This window comes from Faecalibacterium sp. AM43-5AT (assembly GCF_003603345.1).
Classification (GTDB): domain Bacteria; phylum Bacillota; class Clostridia; order Oscillospirales; family Ruminococcaceae; genus Faecalibacterium; species Faecalibacterium taiwanense.
Genome location: NZ_QVGZ01000003.1, coordinates 38396 through 57147, shown reverse-complemented (window position 1 = coordinate 57147; position 18752 = coordinate 38396). Strand labels below are relative to the sequence as shown.

Sequence of the window (18752 nt, the reverse complement as noted above, 5' to 3'; positions counted from 1 at the left end):
CTTTCGCCCATGAGCACAAAAGACTTTATCAAAAAATCCGTCCTGAACACCTTTACCCAATACGATGCTCCCAAACTGGCGCTTGCCCTGCTGACTGCACTGGCATTGGGAATCCTCATCTATCTTGTCTATCGGCAGTTTTATACCGGCGTTGTATATTCCCGCAGCTTTGCTGTCACGTTGGTTGGCATGTGTGTGCTGACCTGCATGGTAACACTGGCCATCAGTACCAACGTTGTCATCTCCCTTGGTATGGTCGGTGCGTTGTCTATCGTCCGCTTCCGTACTGCCGTCAAAGACCCTCTGGATCTGTTATACCTGTTCTGGTCGATCACTACCGGCATTACAGCCGGTGCCGGTATGTACGCATTGGGCCTTGTAACAGCCGTTGTCATGATCGGGATGATCCTCTTTTTCTACCACTGGCAGGCCAAAGGCAGAGTGTACATTGCTGTCATTCACTATCTTGGTACAGACGCAGAAGACGATATCGTTCGTGCCTTTGGCCGCTGCAAATTTGTGGTAAAGTCCAAGACCATGCGCAAGGATAGCACCGAAATGGCGGTAGAGGTATTCAGCAAAGACCCGAATCTGGAATTTACAGATCGCCTGCGCGCCGTAAATGGCGTACAGGATGTTACACTGATCCAATATAATGGCGAATACCATGGATAAGCTTTCAAAAGGTTTCGTATCTGCGGTTTGTCTGCTTGGGGTGGGGTTTGGTATGGTTCGGAATATGATCTGCACGCGTACCTATCAGGAAGATCCGTCTGCCTTTGCCAACGCACAGGTCGGCTACGCTCCAATGGCAGGCAGTACGGACCATCCGAATGCCACATTGCGCTATCTGGAGCTGACATGGCGAGAGGTGGAACCAACGGAAGGCCAGTATGCGTGGGATGCTATCGAACAGCGGTACGGACTTGCCGCCCTGCGCGAGCAGGGCATCCATCTGGTACTGCGGTTCGTTTGTGACGTACCCGGCCAGAAGAAGCACCTTGATATTCCGGAGTGGTTATATGCTCAGACTGCCGATGGCAGCTGGTACAGTACCTCGTATGGCAAAGGTTATTCCCCGGATTATGCAAACGATATCCTTCGTGCCGCACACCATAAAGTTGTTTCAGCCTTGGCCGAGCATTTTGACGCAGATGGCTTTGTGACTTATGTAGAACTGGGCAGTCTCGGCCACTGGGGCGAATGGCATATCAAAAGCAGCGATGGTCTTGTACCTATGCCGGACGAAACCATTCGGGATCAATATGCAACAGACTATCTGAATGCATTTTCCAATGCAAAGCTCCTGATGCGGCGACCGTTCAACATCGCTGTAAGTAACCGGCTTGGTCTTTACAACGATATGACCGGCCACGAAAAGGACACCAATGAGTGGCTGAACTGGATCAAAAACGGCGGCTGGTACGGCAAAGAAGCGAATGGACTTTCTGCTATGCAGAATTTCTGGCAGGATGCGCCCGTAGGCGGCGAGTTTACCAGCAGCCTGCCGATGGAGGAGCTGCTGGACACAGAGCTTTCCCGCACACTGCAGCTATTGGATGCTTCTCACATGAGCTTTCTTGGTCCGAAAGCAGCACAGCCCGCATATTCACAGGGATATCAGGCGGTCTTAAAGCGTTTGGGCTACCGGCTCCGTGTGACAACACTGAAGCTGATGCCGCATGACGGAGAAGCTGTGGTCACCTTGACTGTGGCAAATGAGGGTGCCGCCCCATTTTATTGGGATTGGGCAGCGAATCTTTATCTGGAGAGCACAGACGGTACCACGCTAAGCACGGTGCAGCTTCCTCTTTCTCTTCCGAAATTGATGCCCGGCGAAACGCAGACCGTAGAGGTTGTTCTGAAGGAAGTTGATCTATGGGCGCTCTTATTGCTTCACAAGGAGCACCTGACGATTGGCATTGTAGATCCCATGACCGACCGTGATGCCGTGCGATTTGCTATGAATGCACCGCAACAAAACGGACGAACCGTTTTGTTTTAATTGTTCCACTGTATCATTACACCGCTTGATCAGGCAAAGGCACAGTTCGATGTGAACTTCTTCGGCACAGTCAATGGGAACAAGGCGGTCCTGCCGTACATGCGCGAAGCAGGAAAAGGACACATAGAGAAATATATTTGCCAGACAGGAGATTTAATATGATTTTGAGAGCAAAGAAATATGTGGCAGTGTTACTGGTTTTTGTATGCGTGTGTATGATGTTTTTTCCCCTGACTGCATATGCAGCCGAGGACAGTTCGCAGCATGAAACTGTCAAAGTCGGTTTCTTTGCCATGGATGGTTATCATGTGATGGATGAAGAAGGCAACCGCAGTGGGTATGGCTATGATTTTCTTCGGCTGATGGCCCGTTATTGGGATGTAGATTACGAATATGTCGGATATGATAAGAGCTGGGATGATATGCAGCAGATGCTTGAAGATGGCGAGATTGATATGGTAACATCTCCCCGCAAAACACCGGAAAGAGAAGAAACGTTTGATTTTTCACGTCCGATCGGAACCAATAATGGGATTCTGACCGTCCGCAGTGACAACAGCACGATTGTGGATGGCAATTACAGTACTTACAACGGTATGCGTGTGGCATTTTTGAACGGAAGCTCACGAGATAAAGAGTTTGCGGATTTTGCAGACAATAAAGGATTTACATATGATCCATTTTATTTTGATACGACAGCAGAGATGGAGGAAGCTCTTCAGAGCGGAAATGTTGATGCGATTGCTGCCACTTCTATGAGAAAAACAAACAATGAGCGTATCGTGGATAAATTTGACAGCAGCGATTTCTATGTCATTGTTAAAAAAGGTAATACAGAATTGCTGAATGAGATCAATTATGCAATCGACCAGATGAATGCAGTTGAGGGTGACTGGAAAACGACGCTTCGTAATAAAAATTATGAAAGCATACAAACTAAGAATCTGGAATATACGGAGAAAGAAAAAAGTATAATTTCACAGTATTCCAAGGAAAACCCGCTTCATGTTCTGTGTGATCCGACCCGTTATCCATATTCTTATAATGAAAATGGTGAGATGAAGGGTATTATCCCGGATTACTTCCGGAAAATTGCAGACTATGTCGGGATTTCCTATGAGTTTCTTACACCTGCCACCAGAGATGAGTATATTGCTTATCAGAAAAATAAGGAAACTACAGATATTAGCATCGATGCGCGCCTGGAAACAGATAACTATGCTGAGACGAAAAAATGGGGGATTACTGCACCTTTCATTACGATGCAGCTGGCAAGGGTGACACGGCGTGACTTTGATGGAAAAATCAATGTTGTTACTACTGTTGACCAGACAGCATCTAATTCAATTGAAGATGCAATGGCACCCGGTGCAGAAAAACTGATGTGCAGTACCCGACAGGAAATGATGGAAGCTGTCCGTAAGGGTAAAGCAGATGCTGCCTTCGTCTACTATTACATGGCACAGGCGTTTGTGAACAGTGACACTACGGGCACAATGACATATACTCTGCTGGAACAGCCTACATTCACCTACCGCATGGTGATTTCATCAACTGAGAACCATGCGCTGGCTGGTATTCTGACGAAAGCAATGTATGCCATGCCCCAAAATCTTGTTGAAGATCTTGCAGCACAGTATACCACATACAAAGCAACAGAGCTGACATTTGTTGACTGGATCCGTCTGTATCCTGTTGTTACTGTTTGGGCTCTACTTATTTTTGGATGGCTGCTGACTGCTATGGCTGTGATAATGGTGCGTCTCAGTGCAAGAAAAAAAGCTCAGAAGGCGGCTCAGGAGAAAGCTGAGGAAATGGCGGAACTGGCAGAGCATGCACAGGCTGCAAACAAGGCAAAAACAGCATTTTTGTCACATATGTCCCATGATATGAGGACACCGATGAATGCAATCATAGGATTTACCGGTATTGCAATGAAAAACAATCCGTCAGACGAAGTGAAAAATTGTCTGGAAAAGATTGACGAAAGCTCAGAGTATTTACTGTCGCTGATCAATGATGTATTAGATCTGACCCATATCGAAAGTGGAAAAGTGAAATACGATCCGGTACCGGCGGATGTGAAAAACATTACAGATTCTGCATTGGATATTATAAAAGGCTTTCTTACGAACAGGGATATCAACTTTAAGATTCAGCGTGAAGACGCAAAGATTCCAAATGTACTTGCGGATCCTGCACGCCTGCGCGATGTGCTGGTCAATATTCTGAGCAATGCCGTAAAATTCACTCCGGATGGAGGGACGATTACATTTGAAGCCCAGTGTCAGGAAAAGGGCAGGGATGGATATATAAATATACGTTACCGCATTTCGGATACTGGTATTGGCATGAGTGAGGAATTTACAAAAGAGGTTTTTGAGGAATTTGCACAGGAAGATTCCGATGTGAGAACGCAGTACCACGGAGTTGGACTGGGGATGGCTATCGTAAAGAAGTATGTGGATATGATGGGCGGAACCATTTCTGTGCAGAGTAAAAAGCATGAGGGAACCACATTTACTGTGGATATTCCTTTGGAAATTACAGATAAGGAATGTAATAAGTCAGACACAGGTTTTTCTGAAAAGGTAGATCTTACAGGTGTGAAGGTCCTTCTTGCAGAGGATAATGAACTGAATGCAGAGATTGCTGCCGTGCAGTTGGAAGAATTCGGGATGAATGTTGAAAGAGCTGTGGATGGAAAGAATGCTGTTGAGATGTTCAGAAATCATCCGAAAGGCACATTTGATGTAATCCTGATGGATGTCATGATGCCTGAAATGAATGGTTATGAAGCGACAAAAGCAATCAGGGCAATGAATGACAGACCGGATGGAAAAAACATTCCTATTATAGCAATGACAGCTAATTCATTTGCAGAAGATGTTCAGGCATCACTGGATGCAGGAATGAACGCACATTTGTCAAAGCCGATTGTGATGGATGAAGTTATAAAAACGATTTTAAGGTATGTGAAATAATAAGTTTTATTATTTCTACAACTCCTCCACCTAACGCTGAGAACAGAACGACAAATATTGCATATATAAGGAAGCTCTTTTTATTGATATATTCTTTATAAAATGTAGTAGTTAAATTATAATGACTTCCATTAGGCTTTTCTTGCAACCATTGGTATACCATACAATTTTCTGAGATAAAATTGGATGGTATATAATCTTTGTATAGTGCTTTCTCAAGTGTACGAGTTTTATAACACGTATTGTTGTCTATAAGAAGTTGACCATTCATACAAACCGTCAAAATTATTTTCTTTACTTTTTGTTCTTGCAAAAAAATATCACGTCTGATCTCATCCGGCAGACAGCGCATTTCATTAACCCGTATAGTATAAGAATAACCCTCTTTAATAATCGGACTCGACAAAAGGGTTGCAAATGACTCAATCATTTTAGATTCTTTTTCTAAAAAAACACCTAATTTACTATTTTTGATTCTGAAGCGCACATACACTTCATCTTTTGTTAAACTGTCAATGATCGATTTCAAATCAAAGGTCACAAGTACCCCATTATTTACCCCCTTCATACGGGGGATCATTTCTAAAACGTTTGATTGATGAGAATTATAGCTCAATTCAAAAATATTTTTTCCATCATTCGCATTTATTGTGCAATTCGTGTTAAAAATTCCGCGTGAGATATCTGGATTTTTCAATTTTTTAGATAAATCCGTATAACTCTCTTTCATATCAAAAGGCACAAAAAAGCAAATGTTACTTATATTGTGCGCGTGACTAACTCTTATACCAAAATCAGAGAATACTTTCACTGAAGACGTTTTTCGGCTTGGCATAATCCACTGATTTATATGAAGGTCAACATCACATGATCCGTCTCGTTTATCAATAGGAACAACCCATACCGCGAATCCATCATCTTCCACATGATGATTATTCATATTCTGATTCCTCCATTGCATCTCAATTTTACTTTACAGAAGTATACTCTCTCTTTTGCGTATTTTCAACATATAGTGCAACTATCGAACATTAAAATAGTAAATAACTATCTCTCGAACTAGGAAATGTGTTTTTGTCGAACGGAGCTCAAGAATGTTTTTAAATTAGACCGAGCTGAAAGCACCGGCCGAGGAGGTAATGTTGAGGGAGATCGTGTACGCAGAATAATCTTTGATAGTATCTGAGCGGTATCAAAAGCTGATATTTCAAGTTTTGTTCTTGATTTTTGCATGATGCTTGCAAATTTCAAAATTAAAATTTGAGTTTCCGCCTAGAATAGAGTACACTGGATTCAGAAAATCATCTGGGAGGAATTGCGATGCTGCTTCAATTTTCAGTCACCAACCACCGTTCCATCAAGGAAACATCCATTATCAGCCTGAAAGCATCCACGGACAAAAGTCTGGCTGACTGCCTGATTTCACCGGACGAGAAGAAACAGCTTGTGCCTGTGCTGGCACTGTATGGCGCAAATGCGGCCGGAAAGAGCAATGTTCTCCATGCTCTTTTGCTCATGCGGGAAATGGTCTGCGGCCGATATGCCAAGCTGCTGAAGGGTGAACCGCTTCCGCAGGAACCGTTTGCTTTTACCAATCAGCCTACACAACCGACCAGCTTTGAAGCCATCTATTTTTATGGCGGCATCAAGTATGCCTATGGGTTCTCGTTTGACAAGTCCAAAGTCCTGACCGAATATCTCTATCACTGGCCAAATGGCCGGGAAGCGTTGATTTTTTCCAGAGAGGGAAGCAGCTACCAATTTCGTGAAAACGTCCAAGAACAGCTTACACTTTCTGGACGAACCGCCGAAAATCGTCTGTACCTATCCAGTTCCAACGAGTGGAATTGTCCGCAGACCGAGAAGGCATATCTGTGGTTTTTTGAAAAACTGACAGGATTTATGGGAACAGAAATGCGGCTGGATGCCACATTGTCTGCTATCCGGCAGGGCGGCTCTGAAAAGAGCCGTATCCTGCATGAAATGCTGTGCGCAGACCTCGGCATCAAGGACATCCGCATTACCGGCTCCAAGGACGAACCCGTCATCTCTGCCCTGCACACGCTGGATTCCAGGGAGGGCACTTCCAAGGGATTCTGGCTTCCTTTGGGGCTGGATTCGGTCGGCACACAGCGTTTCTTCTCCCGCATCGGAATGTGGCTGGCCGCTCTGGAATCCGGAGCCGTGCTGGTCGTAGACGAGATCGAATCCAGTATGCACCCGCTTTTGACCCGACATCTGATCGAGATGGTACAGGATACTGCCATCAATACGAACCACGCCCAGCTTATCTTCACCACCCATGATAATGGCCTTCTCGACCTGACCCTGCTGCGCCGTGACCAGATCTGGTTTGCAGAGAAGAACGAAAAGACCATGCAGACCGATATTTATGCTTTGACGGAATTCTCCCCGCGGAAAGGCGAGAACATCGCCAAAGGCTATCTGCAAGGCCGGTATGGGGCGATTCCACACATGAGGAAAGAATTATTAAGGAGCGTATAAATATGGCTTACCTGAAACTGATGTTAGATAAACGGGAAATCGCTCATCTGAGCGAAGATAGGCAGTATCTCTGCGTTAATGAGGGCGTGCTATAGTACGACCTGCCCTTGAACCTTTTTATTGGAAACAGCCGCAAGGTGCCGCTGGTCGATGTAGTCGTCTGGGCAAAGAAACGCATTTTCCCCGAAATCGGATGGATTGCAAAGAGATTCTGGAGATGATGAGACTGCCCGACTACAACGCATGGGAAATTGTCAAGCGCACCAATGCCTGCCTGATGGAAGACCCTTTCTGGCTGCGCTTCAGCGAAGATGAGACCTTTGAGGACACTACTCGTGGCAGGGCAAGAAAAATCATGGCTGAATATCAGAAGTCAGCTGACACCAATTAATATCATTTATATCATTGTTAGGGCAAAAACCACCGCCTTTTCACTTTAAGGCGGCATTGCTGCCGTATATGCTTGTTCTTCTCGAATGTCCAACTTTTTTAGAGCAGAATCCCTTAATCGTCTTGCTTTTCCCTTAAAATGTAGTATATTTTAAGGGAAAGAGAGGGTGGTAAGGGCATGAGAGCATTCAATTACTCCAAAATCAAAGAGCAAAAATGGGATTCCGAGATTCTCGGCTATATTGCTGCAATCTATAAAGAAGCGGGTAAGCAGGAACTTTACTTGAAGCAGCGTCCTGAAGAGCTGGAACGTCTGGTGGAGATTGCAAAGGTGCAAAGCACCGAAGCATCCAATGCCATCGAGGGAATCGTGACCACCAGCACCCGAATCAAGCAGCTCGTGGAGGAAAAAACGACGCCGCGCAACCGTGATGAACAAGAGATTGCAGGCTACCGTGATGTCCTGAACCTCATTCATGAAAATTTTGATGTGATTCCGATTACGCAGAATTATATTTTGCAGCTGCATAAGGTTTTGTACAGCCACATGAACAACCCCGTCGCAGGACGGACGAAGAACGTACAGAATTATATCAGCGCAACCTATCCCGATGGACATAGCGAAGTTCTTTTCACCCCATTGGCTCCTTACGAAACGCCAGCGGCTCTTGATCGAATCTGCGAAGAATATAACCGTGTGATCGGGAACTTTGAAGTAGAACCATTGATCGCAATTCCTGTGTTCATCCATGATTTTCTCTGTATTCATCCGTTCAACGATGGCAATGGCCGGATGAGCCGCCTTCTCACGACCCTGATGCTGTATCAGAACGGTTTCTATGTCGGGAAATACATCTCACTTGAAGCCAAGATTGCCAAGAACAAAGACCTCTACTATTCAGCTCTTGCGCAGGCGCAAAGCGGATGGTACGAGGGCACAGAGGATGTTGTTCCATTCATCAAATATATTTTGGGAACCATTCTCTCTGCATACCGCGATTTTGAAGAACGCTTTGCCCTCGTGGAAACAAAACTTCCAGCCATTGAAGTTGTTCGGAATGCTACGAAGAACAAGATCGGGCGCTTTACCAAGCAGGATATCCGGGAACTCTGCCCTTCGCTGAGCCTTAGTTCCATTGAGGGTTCCTTGCGGAAACTCGTTGAAAACGGCGAGTTGAAACGCGAGGGAGCAGGCAAATCAACTGTGTACCTACGGTTGAAGTAATCCCTTAATCGCTCCATCTTTCCCTTAAAATACGGCCAATTTTAAGGGAATCCGCATTGAGTAAGGGATAAAGTAGCCCTATTTACTTGACTTATTGTTGGTTGTCAGTATATTGATACCAATTGGTATCAATAAGTATCAGCAAATGGATACAACAAGACCCACAGATTGGATGCTCATCCCAATCTGTGGGTCTTGTTGTATCCATTTGAGTTCAGTCATCATCGTCCGGGTCAGGAACTTCCACCCACTCTGAAAGCTCTTCGCAGTAGTCCTCATATTTTCCGCCTTCGGTGGTCCTGATGACACGCCGCAAGTAGTGTCCTTACCGCCATCTACACAGCAGAGACCACAGCTACACCTTTCTGACTTCTTTCCAGAGATTAGTACAGAAATATGTCAGCAACCTGCCTGTTTATTGTGCTTTTGAGTGGTTAAGCAATGTCTCATCCGTATTGTGAGCATTGAATAGGGCTTTTGTCCGCGCTATAATAGAAAAAAACTGCAAGGAAGTGTCATCATGCTTCACCCCGGACTGTACGAACAGGTCATTAACAATGCGCTGAACCGCGAGCTTTCGGAGGTTCCGGAAGCTCGTAAATCCACTGCGCCCATCGACACGGCAGAAGCCTCTAAAGTGCTGGCGCAGTACCTGACCGAAGTGGTACAGAAAGGCTTCGACAACGTACAGGACAATGGCGGTGGCATCGAAGCACAGATTGCTCTGGCAAACCAGATCGTAAGCACCATCCAGACTACCACCAAAGAACCTGACTTTGCCGCGCTGGGCGTTGACCAGCGTGCAGAGCAGCTTCTTGCGCTTTTACGGGAAAATGACCCCCGCCTTGCAACCGGAAAAGCGGCCAAAGACATCGAACGGCCGGAAACGTCTCTTGCGCAAAGCTCGTTGTTCACCGGTGCCATCCACGAGCCGCAGATGTACACTGAACTGAAAAAGGAGATCGTGTCTGCCGACCACATCGACATGCTGGTATCCTTCATCAAGTGGAGCGGTCTGCGCCTGCTTATGGACGAGCTACGACAGTTTACCCAGAACGGCGGAGAGCTGCGTATCGTTACCACTTCCTACATGGGTGCCACCGATGTAAAGGCTATCGAAGAACTGCGCCAGCTGCCCAACACGAAAATCAAGGTCAGCTACGACACCAAGCGCACCCGACTCCACGCCAAGACGTATGTGTTCTACCGGGATACCGGTTTCACGACGGCCTATGTTGGCTCCTCCAACCTGTCCAACGCGGCCATTTCCAGCGGCTTGGAATGGAACGTGAAAGTGACCCGGAAAGATCTGCCGGAGACCATCGATAAGATCGCCGCCACCTTTGAAAGCTACTGGAACGCCGGCGAGTTCGAGTACTACGACGAAGGTCAGCGGGAGCGCCTTGCGCGGGCCCTGAAAGCCGAAAAGTACAGCGAGACCCACCACGGTGGCATTTACACACTGGATATTCTGCCGTATTCCTACCAGCAGGAAATTCTGGACAAGCTGGAAGCGGAGCGCGCCGTGCGCGGGCACAACCGCAATCTGGTGGTTGCTGCCACCGGTACCGGCAAGACGGTCATCTCTGCGCTGGACTACAAGCGGTTCTGCAAACAGCATCCCGGAAAGCCTTGCCGCCTGCTGTTCGTGGCGCATCGGGAAGAAATCCTGAAACAGAGCCTGTACACTTTCCGTGCCGTGTTGAAAGATGCCAATTTCGGCGAACTGTTGGTCGGCAATTACAAAGTGGACAGCATTGAACACCTGTTTATTTCCATCCAAACCTTCAACTCGCAGGATTTTACCGCCAAGACCGGGGCTGATTTCTACGATTATATCGTGGTGGACGAATTCCACCATGCCGCCGCGCCCACCTATCAGAAGCTGTTGGAGTATTATCAGCCACAGATTTTGTTGGGCCTGACTGCCACACCGGAGCGTATGGACGGCAAGAGCATTCTGGATTATTTCGGTGGGCGCGTTGCCGCCGAGATTCGCCTGCCGGAAGCCATTGACCGGAAACTGCTGTGCCCGTTCCAATATTTCGGCGTGACCGATGCGGCCGACCTGAGCAGTCTGAAATGGCGCACCGGCGGTTATGATAAGGCCGAACTGTCCAACCTGTACACCTTCAGCGGCATGGTAGCACAGCGCCGCGCTGACCTTGTGGTGAATTCTATCCTGAAATATGTCACCGATATTGACGAGGTAAAGGGGCTTGGCTTCTGCGTTTCCATCGAGCACGCCCGGTTCATGGCGGACTATTTTAACACCCACGGCATCCCGTCCATAGCGATGACCGGCGATTCTTCCGATGAGGAGCGCAACACCGCCAAACAGCGGCTCATTTCCGGAGGGATTCGTTTCATTTTTGTGGTGGACATTTACAACGAAGGCGTGGACATCCCGGAAGTCAACACCGTGCTGTTCCTGCGCCCCACCGAGTCGCTGACCGTGTTTTTGCAGCAGCTGGGCCGCGGCCTGCGTCTGGCTGAAAACAAGGAATGCCTGACCGTGCTGGACTTCATCGGGCAAGCAAACAAGAAGTACAATTTCGAGGAAAAGTTTACGGCCCTGCTCTCCAACACCACCCACAGCGTCAGCCGAGAGATTAAAGAGGGTTTTGTCTCTGCGCCCAAGGGCTGTTATATCCAGCTGGAAAAGATCGCCGCAAAATATGTGCTTGACAATATCAGCGCCTCCTATGACCGCACCTCCGGGCTTGTGGCGCGGGCAACTGCCTTTACCGAGGATACCGGTCTACCCCTGACACTCAGGAACTTCCTCGACTACTATCATCTTGACCCGCGTGCAATTTACAGCAAAAAGGTCTGCTTCAGCCGGCTGTGCGTCCGCGCAGGGGCGGCATCCGATTTTGCAGAACCTTTGGAAGAGACCATGACCAAAGCCCTTGCACGCTTTGCAGTCGTGGATTCCCGCAGGTGGATCCGTTTTTTGCTGGAGCTTCTGCCAAAGTTGGACAACACCGACTTTGCGGCTCTATCGCCAGTAGAGAAGCGGATGCTGCAGATGTTCTATGTGACCCTCTGGGGCAAAACTGCAGAAAGCTGGGAGGATGAAGAAGTTCTCGATAACCTGTATGCTCTCTCGGACAGTCCCGTTTTGCTGGGGGAGCTGCAGGCACTTTTGCAGTATCAATATGACCGCATCGATTTTATTGACGAGCCGGTGGATGTGGGCTTTGATTGTCCGCTGGATTTGCACTGTACTTATACCCGTGACCAGCTGCTGGTGGCGCTGGACTTTTTGAAGCCTGCCACTGTCCGCGAGGGCGTGAAGTGGCTGCCGGAAAAGCAGCTGGACGTATTCTTTGTGACCCTGAACAAAGCGGACAAGGATTACTCCCCCACCACCATGTACAAGGATTATTCCATCAACGAAAGCCTTTTCCACTGGCAGAGCCAGAGCACCACCGCCGAAAACTCTGCCACCGGGCAGCGCTACATCCATCACCGGGAAAAAGGAAGCCGGGTGCTGCTGTTCGTGCGCGAGTTCAAGGCAGAGGCCCGTTTTGGCGGTGCAGGAGCGTATACCTATCTGGGCACGGTGAACTATGTGAAACACGAGGGCTCCCGCCCCATGAATATCACATGGCGGCTGAACCGCCCAATCCCTGCAAAGTTTCTCAAAAAGACCAACAAGCTGGTGGTCGGTTAAAAGGAGAATATCATGAAGGTTGTTCGCGTTGTTGCAGCTGTGATCTGCGACGATATTCAGACGAAACATAAAATTTATGCCACCGCCCGCGGCTACGGCGAGTACAAGGGCGGATGGGAGTTCCCGGGCGGCAAAATCGAGCCGGGTGAAACCCCGCAGCAGGCGCTGAAGCGAGAGATTGAGGAAGAGTTGGACACCGAAATTGCGGTACATGATAAAATCGGCACCATCGAATACGACTATCCTGCATTTCATCTTTCGATGGACTGCTTCTGGTGTGAGGTCCTTTCTGGTGACCTTGTTCTGAAAGAAGCCGAAGCCGCGCGCTGGCTGACAAAAGACGAACTGGATTCTGTACAGTGGCTCCCGGCTGACCAGACGATTCTGGAACGGATTCGAGCGACATTGGGATGAAATCCATCGTCCAGATTTTTATTGTTGCAATTTTACAAAAATTACCAATTTGCTGTATGGGGATCAATTATCTGCAAGAAAAAAATGACTTCTACTACATCGTTCTGAGTTACAAGGACGCAGACGGAAAGCGAAAGACCAAGTGGGAAGCCACCGGTCTGTCCGTCAAGAGGAACAAGAAGAAAGCCGAGGCTCTTTTGCTGGAACGTCGGAGAAACTTCATGGTTCCCACTGCACCTGCGGAAATTCGCTTAGACGATGACATTCTCTTTTCGGACTTCATGCTGAAATGGCTGGAAGTCACGAAAAGCACTGTCCAGATCACGACCTATGCCAGCTATCAGGGAATGGTGGAGCGTGTGATCGTTCCCTATTTCCGAAAGCGCGGCATCAAGCTGGTAGACCTGAAAGCCACTGACTTGCAGGATTTCTACAACAAACAGCTTGAACGGGTCAAGGCAAATTCGGTGATCCATTATCATGCAAACATCCACAAGGCGTTGAAGTATGCGGTAAAGATCGACCTGATCCCCACCAATCCGGCAGATAAGGTCGAGCGTCCGAAGAAGAACGAGTTCAAAGGCAGCTATTACAGTGCCGATGAGATTCATGCTTTGACGGAGGTCGCAGAGGGCACCAAACTGGAGATCCCGGTTCTGCTGGCATCCTTCTACGGCCTGCGCCGCAGCGAGGTGCTGGGTCCGAAATGGGATGCCATCGACTTTGAAGCCAACACGTTGGAGATCAAGCACATCGTCACGCAGGCATCCATCGACGGCAAAAAGGTTCTGGTGCAGGCAGACCGCGCAAAAACGAAATCCAGTCTGCGGACGCTGCCTCTTGTGCCGCCCATCCGTGACTGTCTGCTGATGCTGAAAGGTCAGCAGGAAACCTACCGCCGCCTGTGCGGTAAAAGCTACAACCGGGATTATCTGGGCTATCTGTGTGTGGACGAGATCGGGAACATCATCCGCCCCAACTACGTTTCCGAGCAGTTTCCGAAGCTGTTGGAAAAAAACGGTCTGCGTCCTATCCGCTTCCACGACCTGCGTCATAGCTGCGCCAGCCTTCTTCTGGCAAATGGCGTTCCCATGAAGCAGATTCAGGAATGGCTGGGGCACAGCGACTTCTCCACCACCGCCAATATTTACGCCCACCTCGATTACGCTTCCAAGCTCTCGTCTGCACAGGCGATGCTGGAGGGGCTGGGCTATGGCAATGCGTCAGCATGATGCCATACGCCCCAAAGACAGGGTGGACGGGCGATGTTCCGGCAAAAAAGAATGGACAGACGAATAAAATTCATCTGTCCATTCGATTTGGCGGAGCATCAGGGAGTCGAACCCTGGCACCGGTCTCCCGGCCTATCGCATTTCGAGTGCGACCTCTTACGACCACTTGAGTAATGCTCCAAATATTAAATTTTTAGAATGCACCGTGCATTCTGGGAAAACTTTGGAGAGAATTTCAGGAGAGAACGACCGAAAATCGTTCGCTCTCGAAGCCGGAAAACCCGCATGAAACCTAGCAAAATCGGAAACCCACTTCCAAAAAGCCAGTTAGATTTCGAGTCGTTCTCGTTACGACCGCTTCGATACATCTCCATATATTAGCCTTTACAGTATAGCAAAAAAGCGGTTTTCCGTCAACACTTTTCTTCCGTTACGGCACGGCCCGGCTGCAAGACATACGCAGCCGGGCCGTTTTGCGTTTTTGGGGCAGAAAGCGCGGTTTCTTTGCAAAAAAGGCTGTTCTTTTGGGCGGGAGCCGAGTATAATAGGAACGATATTTTTCAAATTTGAAGTACAGAGGAGAGAATTCCAATGGCACAGGCAAAACAAGATATGGGCACCGGCAGCATCAAAAAGCTGATGCTGCAGCTCATGATCCCCGCCGTGGTGGCGCAGGTGGTGAACCTGCTGTATAACATCGTGGACCGCATTTACATCGGCCACATTGCGGGCATTGGCGCGGCAGCGCTGACCGGCGTGGGGCTGTTCACACCCATTCTGATGCTGCTGAACGCTTTTGCCATGCTGGTGGGCGCGGGCGGCGCGCCGCGCACCGCCATTGCTCTGGGGCAGGGGGACAGGCAGCGGGCCGAAAAGATCATCTCCAACAGCTTTACCGTGCTGATGTTCTTTGCCGTGGTGCTGACCATCGGCTTCTATGCCGGGGCACCGGTGCTGCTGCGGCTGTTCGGTGCCAGCGATGCCACCCTGCCGTACGCCCTGAGCTACAGCCGCATCTACATTGCAGGCTCGGTGTTCGTGCTGGTGGTGCTGGGCATGAACCCCTTTATCACCACGCAGGGCTTTGCCAAAACCAGTATGCTTACCACCGTGATCGGCGCGGTGATCAACATTATCCTCGACCCCATCCTGATCTTCGGGTTCGGGCTGGGCGTGCGGGGCGCGGCCATTGCCACGGTGCTCAGTCAGGCCGTGGGCGCGGCATGGATCATCCGCTTTCTCACCGGCAAAAAGACCATCCTGCGCCTGCGCAGAGACTACCTGCGCCCGAAAAAGCAGATCATTCTGCCGGTGCTGGCGCTGGGCATCTCCTCGTTTGTGATGCTCTCCACCGAGAGCCTGCTTTCCATCAGCTTCAGCTCCAGTCTGGCGCGGTACGGCGGCGATGTGGCTGTGGGTGCCATGACCGTCATCACCAGCGCATCCCAGCTGTGCACGCTGCCCATTCAGGGCATCTGTCAGGGCGGACAGCCGGTGATGAGCTTCAACTTCGGCGCAGGCAAGAAGGCCCGCGTCAAGGAAGCCTTCCGTTTTCAGCTGACGCTGTGCGGGGCCTACACCTGCTTGTTCTGGCTGTTGATGATGCTGTTTCCCGGCGCGGTGGCGGGCATTTTCACCTCGGACACCGCACTGATCCAGTACACCACGTGGGCCATGCGCATTTACATGGCGGGCATTTTTGCCATGGGCTTCCAGATCGCCTGCCAGCAAAGCTTTATGGCGCTGGGACAGGCTAAGGTCAGCTTGCTGCTGGCCTGCCTGCGCAAGATCATTCTGTTGATCCCCCTCATCTTCATTCTGCCGCACGTTCTGCCGGATGCAGTGTTCGGCGTGTTTCTGGCCGAGCCGGTCAGCGACATTCTGGCCACCACCATCACCACCATCACCTTCTTTGCCCGGTTCGATAAAATTCTGGACAGGGGAGCAATGAAAGTATAATGATTTAAACATCGTGCCTGCCGTTTTTACCCGGCAGGCACGATGTTTATGCAGGATCGTCCGGCTTTTCCCGACGGGAGAGGAACACATCCTTATTAAAGGGTGAAACATAGGTGCATTCATATTGCAGCGCCCTGATGCGGCTATACACAAAAATGCTGCCATCCCGCAGTACGCCGCGCGATGTGATCTCCATTGCCGGAACGCCTTTTTTGCTTCCCAGAAGTTCCGCGTGCTCTGCATCCAGTGCACCGGCATGGTAGTTGGTGATAAAATAGGCAATACGGTATTTCTGCTGCAAGGCGTAGTTCTGGATGGAATCCTCCAGCACGTCCTTGTTCAGCCCCGGAAACAGCGCCAGCGGCATCCAGCCGGTTTCTACCTGACTGATCTCATACCGTACAATACGTATGCGCCGGAACTCCCACAGTTTCTGACCGGTTTTCAGGTTGAAGATGCGCTGCAGTTCGCTGGAAGGTTCGACCTGCTTCAGATAGATCAGCTTGGAACGCAACTCATCGTAAGGCACTTCGGTCAGCGAATTGTACACCATCGGATGCCCCAGAGCGCGCTTATTGACATAGGTTCCATCGCCCTGCGTCATATAGATCAGCCCGATGGACTGCAGCCGGGACATCACCTTCTGGATCGTAAACCGAGACACATGATACAACCCTGCCAGCTCCCGCTGACTGGGCAGTTTATCCATGATCGTCTTGCGCTGGAAGATCTTGCTGATGAGGTCGGTCACAATAAAATCCGTCTTTTTTGCGCTCATTGTAACGCCCTCCCAAAATTCATTTCCTCAAAAAGAATACCACAGAGCGTACAAATTTGTAAAGCTCTGTGGTAAAGATCGTTTTTCAGATTTACGGTGTCACCAGCGTGCCGTCCGGGATGCGGCTCTGCGTCCACTCATGCGGACGATACCGAACCGGATATTTTGCAATTTCTTCCTCGTCGATATCCACACCGATGCCCGAGCGCTCGATGGGGTAGAAGTAGCCGCCCTTTGCCTCGTTGTAGCCGGGGAAGCAGGCTTTGATCTTATCCTTCAGCTCGATGTTCTCCTGAATGGCCGCGTTGTGCAGATGGATATTCAGATGGGTATTCACCGCCACCCCGATGGGGGTAATGTCCGATGGGGTGTGCCATGCGATACGCACACCAAAGGGTTCGCAGAAGTGCGCCAGCTTTACCGCCGGGGTAATGCCACCCAGCTGGGAAACATGGCAGCGCAGGTAGTCCACCCGGCGGTTCACGACCAGTTCTTTCCATTCCATGGGGTTATTGAACAGCTCGCCGGTGGCAATGGGGGTCGCGCACTGGCTGCGCAGCTGTCCCAGCCACTCGTTCTGATCCGGGGAAAGCAGATCCTCCAGGAAGAATGGCTTGTACGGCTCCAGATCCTTTGCAAACTGGATGGCCTGATTCGGGGTCAACCGCTCATGCACATCGTGCAGGATGTGGAATTTGCTGCCGTACTTTTCCCGCAGCTTGCCAAACATATACACTGTATTGCGCATATAGTCGTCCTGATTGAAGTAGGTGCCGGGAATGGGATCTTCCGGGGTATGCAGCTCATCCGGGATGCCGCCGTAAAAACCCAGCTGGCAGCGGATGTGGCGGTAGCCCTCGTTGTAAATGCGATCCACCTCGCGGTACAGTTCCTCCATCGTATCAGCAACGGCATGGGTATAGGCAGGGATGGCCGTTCGTGCCTTGCCGCCCAGCAGCTGATACAGCGGCATATCTGCCAGTTTGCCCTTGATGTCCCACAAAGCCATATCAATACCGGCCACGGCGTTGTTCAGCACCGGGCCGTTGCGCCAGTAGGAATTGACCATCATCAGGTTCCACAGGTCTTCAATATCGTTGGCATCGCGTCCGATCAGGATGGGCTTGAGGTAATCCTCCACCGCGCATTTCACCGCCAGCGGCCGCTGCTGGAAGGTTGCGCAGCCCACACCATAAACGCCCTTATTCGTGAGCACCTTGACAGCCACCAGATTATGACGTTCCGGGTTCGTGACAAAACATTTGATATCTGTAATGATCGTAGGTTTCATAAGAAGCACACCTCTTTATAGCAGATTGAAAAGGGTTTGCATTTTTGCTTGCAGAACTATTCAATCATACCTTTGGCGGCAAATCAATTCCTGCTTTTTATTTGGCGAAAACCGCAAAATAAAACAGTCCAATTTTTGAAAATAAAATCATTTAACAGCATGTTATCGTTGCTTTTTTAAATCATTTCCGAGAAATGGTATGTTTTACAATGAAATTTTTCCGTGGTATATTAGCGTCACAACGCACGTGCTGGATTTTCGCTTTGGAACACAATCAAGGAAAAAGGAAA

Annotated in this window: 13 protein-coding genes and 1 tRNA gene; 10 read left to right on the top strand and 4 right to left on the bottom strand. The window is 49.4% G+C overall.

Features of this window, described 5'->3' with window-relative positions; translation table 11 throughout:
• Positions 1-9: 9 nt before the first annotated feature.
• The 3 genes from DW937_RS05450 to DW937_RS05440 all read left to right on the top strand — a co-directional run bounded on the left by DW937_RS05450 (position 10) and on the right by DW937_RS05440 (position 4989).
• Positions 10-675, top strand: a complete 666-nt coding sequence (locus DW937_RS05450; RefSeq protein ID WP_097776860.1) for a DUF4956 domain-containing protein — start codon at positions 10-12, stop codon at positions 673-675.
• Positions 668-2005: a DUF4832 domain-containing protein gene (locus tag DW937_RS05445; protein WP_165852894.1), complete on the top strand. Its 1338-nt coding sequence runs from the start codon at positions 668-670 to the stop codon at positions 2003-2005. Before DW937_RS05450 ends, DW937_RS05445 begins: the two co-directional genes overlap by 8 nt.
• Before the next feature lie 158 nt (positions 2006-2163).
• Complete coding sequence (locus DW937_RS05440) at positions 2164-4989, top strand: transporter substrate-binding domain-containing protein (RefSeq protein WP_120120358.1); 2826 nt, start codon at positions 2164-2166, stop codon at positions 4987-4989.
• On the opposite strand, the gene DW937_RS05435 is transcribed toward DW937_RS05440, so the two are convergent.
• On the bottom strand, positions 4958-5929 hold the full coding sequence (locus DW937_RS05435; RefSeq protein WP_120120357.1) for a hypothetical protein: 972 nt from the start codon (positions 5927-5929) through the stop codon (positions 4958-4960). The two genes, DW937_RS05440 and DW937_RS05435, sit on opposite strands and share 32 nt — an antisense overlap.
• A gap of 380 nt (positions 5930-6309) precedes the next feature.
• On the opposite strand from DW937_RS05435, the gene DW937_RS05430 reads away from it, so the two are divergent.
• From DW937_RS05430 to DW937_RS05410, 6 genes are all read left to right on the top strand, one after another.
• The gene (locus DW937_RS05430) at positions 6310-7494 is read left to right on the top strand and encodes an ATP-binding protein (protein WP_120120356.1); all 1185 of its coding nucleotides are present in this window, start codon (positions 6310-6312) and stop codon (positions 7492-7494) included.
• Between the two features lie 217 nt (positions 7495-7711).
• Complete coding sequence (locus DW937_RS14875) at positions 7712-7885, top strand: hypothetical protein (RefSeq protein ID WP_165852893.1); 174 nt, start codon at positions 7712-7714, stop codon at positions 7883-7885.
• Positions 7886-8062: 177 nt separating this feature from the next.
• Positions 8063-9109, top strand: a complete 1047-nt coding sequence (locus DW937_RS05425; RefSeq protein ID WP_097776854.1) for a Fic family protein — start codon at positions 8063-8065, stop codon at positions 9107-9109.
• 520 nt (positions 9110-9629) lie between these two features.
• Positions 9630-12788, top strand: coding sequence for a DEAD/DEAH box helicase (locus tag DW937_RS05420; RefSeq protein WP_120120355.1), 3159 nt, complete (start codon positions 9630-9632; stop codon positions 12786-12788).
• Between the two features lie 12 nt (positions 12789-12800).
• The gene (locus DW937_RS05415; RefSeq protein WP_120120354.1) at positions 12801-13202 is read left to right on the top strand and encodes a (deoxy)nucleoside triphosphate pyrophosphohydrolase; all 402 of its coding nucleotides are present in this window, start codon (positions 12801-12803) and stop codon (positions 13200-13202) included.
• 56 nt (positions 13203-13258) lie between these two features.
• Positions 13259-14434, top strand: a complete 1176-nt coding sequence (locus DW937_RS05410; RefSeq protein WP_120120353.1) for a site-specific integrase — start codon at positions 13259-13261, stop codon at positions 14432-14434.
• An 88-nt stretch (positions 14435-14522) separates the two neighbouring features.
• Here DW937_RS05410 and DW937_RS05405 read toward each other — a convergent pair.
• Positions 14523-14614 (bottom strand) — tRNA-Ser (locus DW937_RS05405).
• A gap of 411 nt (positions 14615-15025) precedes the next feature.
• On the opposite strand from DW937_RS05405, the gene DW937_RS05400 reads away from it, so the two are divergent.
• Positions 15026-16393: an MATE family efflux transporter gene (locus DW937_RS05400; RefSeq protein WP_120120352.1), complete on the top strand. Its 1368-nt coding sequence runs from the start codon at positions 15026-15028 to the stop codon at positions 16391-16393.
• A 46-nt stretch (positions 16394-16439) separates the two neighbouring features.
• On the opposite strand, the gene DW937_RS05395 is transcribed toward DW937_RS05400, so the two are convergent.
• Both DW937_RS05395 and DW937_RS05390 read right to left on the bottom strand, forming a co-directional pair.
• The gene (locus tag DW937_RS05395) at positions 16440-17171 is read right to left on the bottom strand and encodes a GntR family transcriptional regulator (RefSeq protein WP_118527480.1); all 732 of its coding nucleotides are present in this window, start codon (positions 17169-17171) and stop codon (positions 16440-16442) included.
• Between the two features lie 91 nt (positions 17172-17262).
• On the bottom strand, positions 17263-18462 hold the full coding sequence (locus tag DW937_RS05390; RefSeq protein WP_118527478.1) for an enolase C-terminal domain-like protein: 1200 nt from the start codon (positions 18460-18462) through the stop codon (positions 17263-17265).
• Positions 18463-18752 lie beyond the last annotated feature (290 nt).

Coding starts and splice junctions, on each gene's coding strand:
- DW937_RS05450 (WP_097776860.1), top strand. CDS start 10: ATGAGCACAAAAGACTTTATCAAAAAATCCGTCCTGAACACCTTTACC.
- DW937_RS05445 (WP_165852894.1), top strand. CDS start 668: ATGGATAAGCTTTCAAAAGGTTTCGTATCTGCGGTTTGTCTGCTTGGG.
- DW937_RS05440 (WP_120120358.1), top strand. CDS start 2,164: ATGATTTTGAGAGCAAAGAAATATGTGGCAGTGTTACTGGTTTTTGTA.
- DW937_RS05435 (WP_120120357.1), bottom strand. CDS start 5,929: ATGAATAATCATCATGTGGAAGATGATGGATTCGCGGTATGGGTTGTT.
- DW937_RS05430 (WP_120120356.1), top strand. CDS start 6,310: ATGCTGCTTCAATTTTCAGTCACCAACCACCGTTCCATCAAGGAAACA.
- DW937_RS14875 (WP_165852893.1), top strand. CDS start 7,712: ATGATGAGACTGCCCGACTACAACGCATGGGAAATTGTCAAGCGCACC.
- DW937_RS05425 (WP_097776854.1), top strand. CDS start 8,063: ATGAGAGCATTCAATTACTCCAAAATCAAAGAGCAAAAATGGGATTCC.
- DW937_RS05420 (WP_120120355.1), top strand. CDS start 9,630: ATGCTTCACCCCGGACTGTACGAACAGGTCATTAACAATGCGCTGAAC.
- DW937_RS05415 (WP_120120354.1), top strand. CDS start 12,801: ATGAAGGTTGTTCGCGTTGTTGCAGCTGTGATCTGCGACGATATTCAG.
- DW937_RS05410 (WP_120120353.1), top strand. CDS start 13,259: ATGGGGATCAATTATCTGCAAGAAAAAAATGACTTCTACTACATCGTT.
- DW937_RS05400 (WP_120120352.1), top strand. CDS start 15,026: ATGGCACAGGCAAAACAAGATATGGGCACCGGCAGCATCAAAAAGCTG.
- DW937_RS05395 (WP_118527480.1), bottom strand. CDS start 17,171: ATGAGCGCAAAAAAGACGGATTTTATTGTGACCGACCTCATCAGCAAG.
- DW937_RS05390 (WP_118527478.1), bottom strand. CDS start 18,462: ATGAAACCTACGATCATTACAGATATCAAATGTTTTGTCACGAACCCG.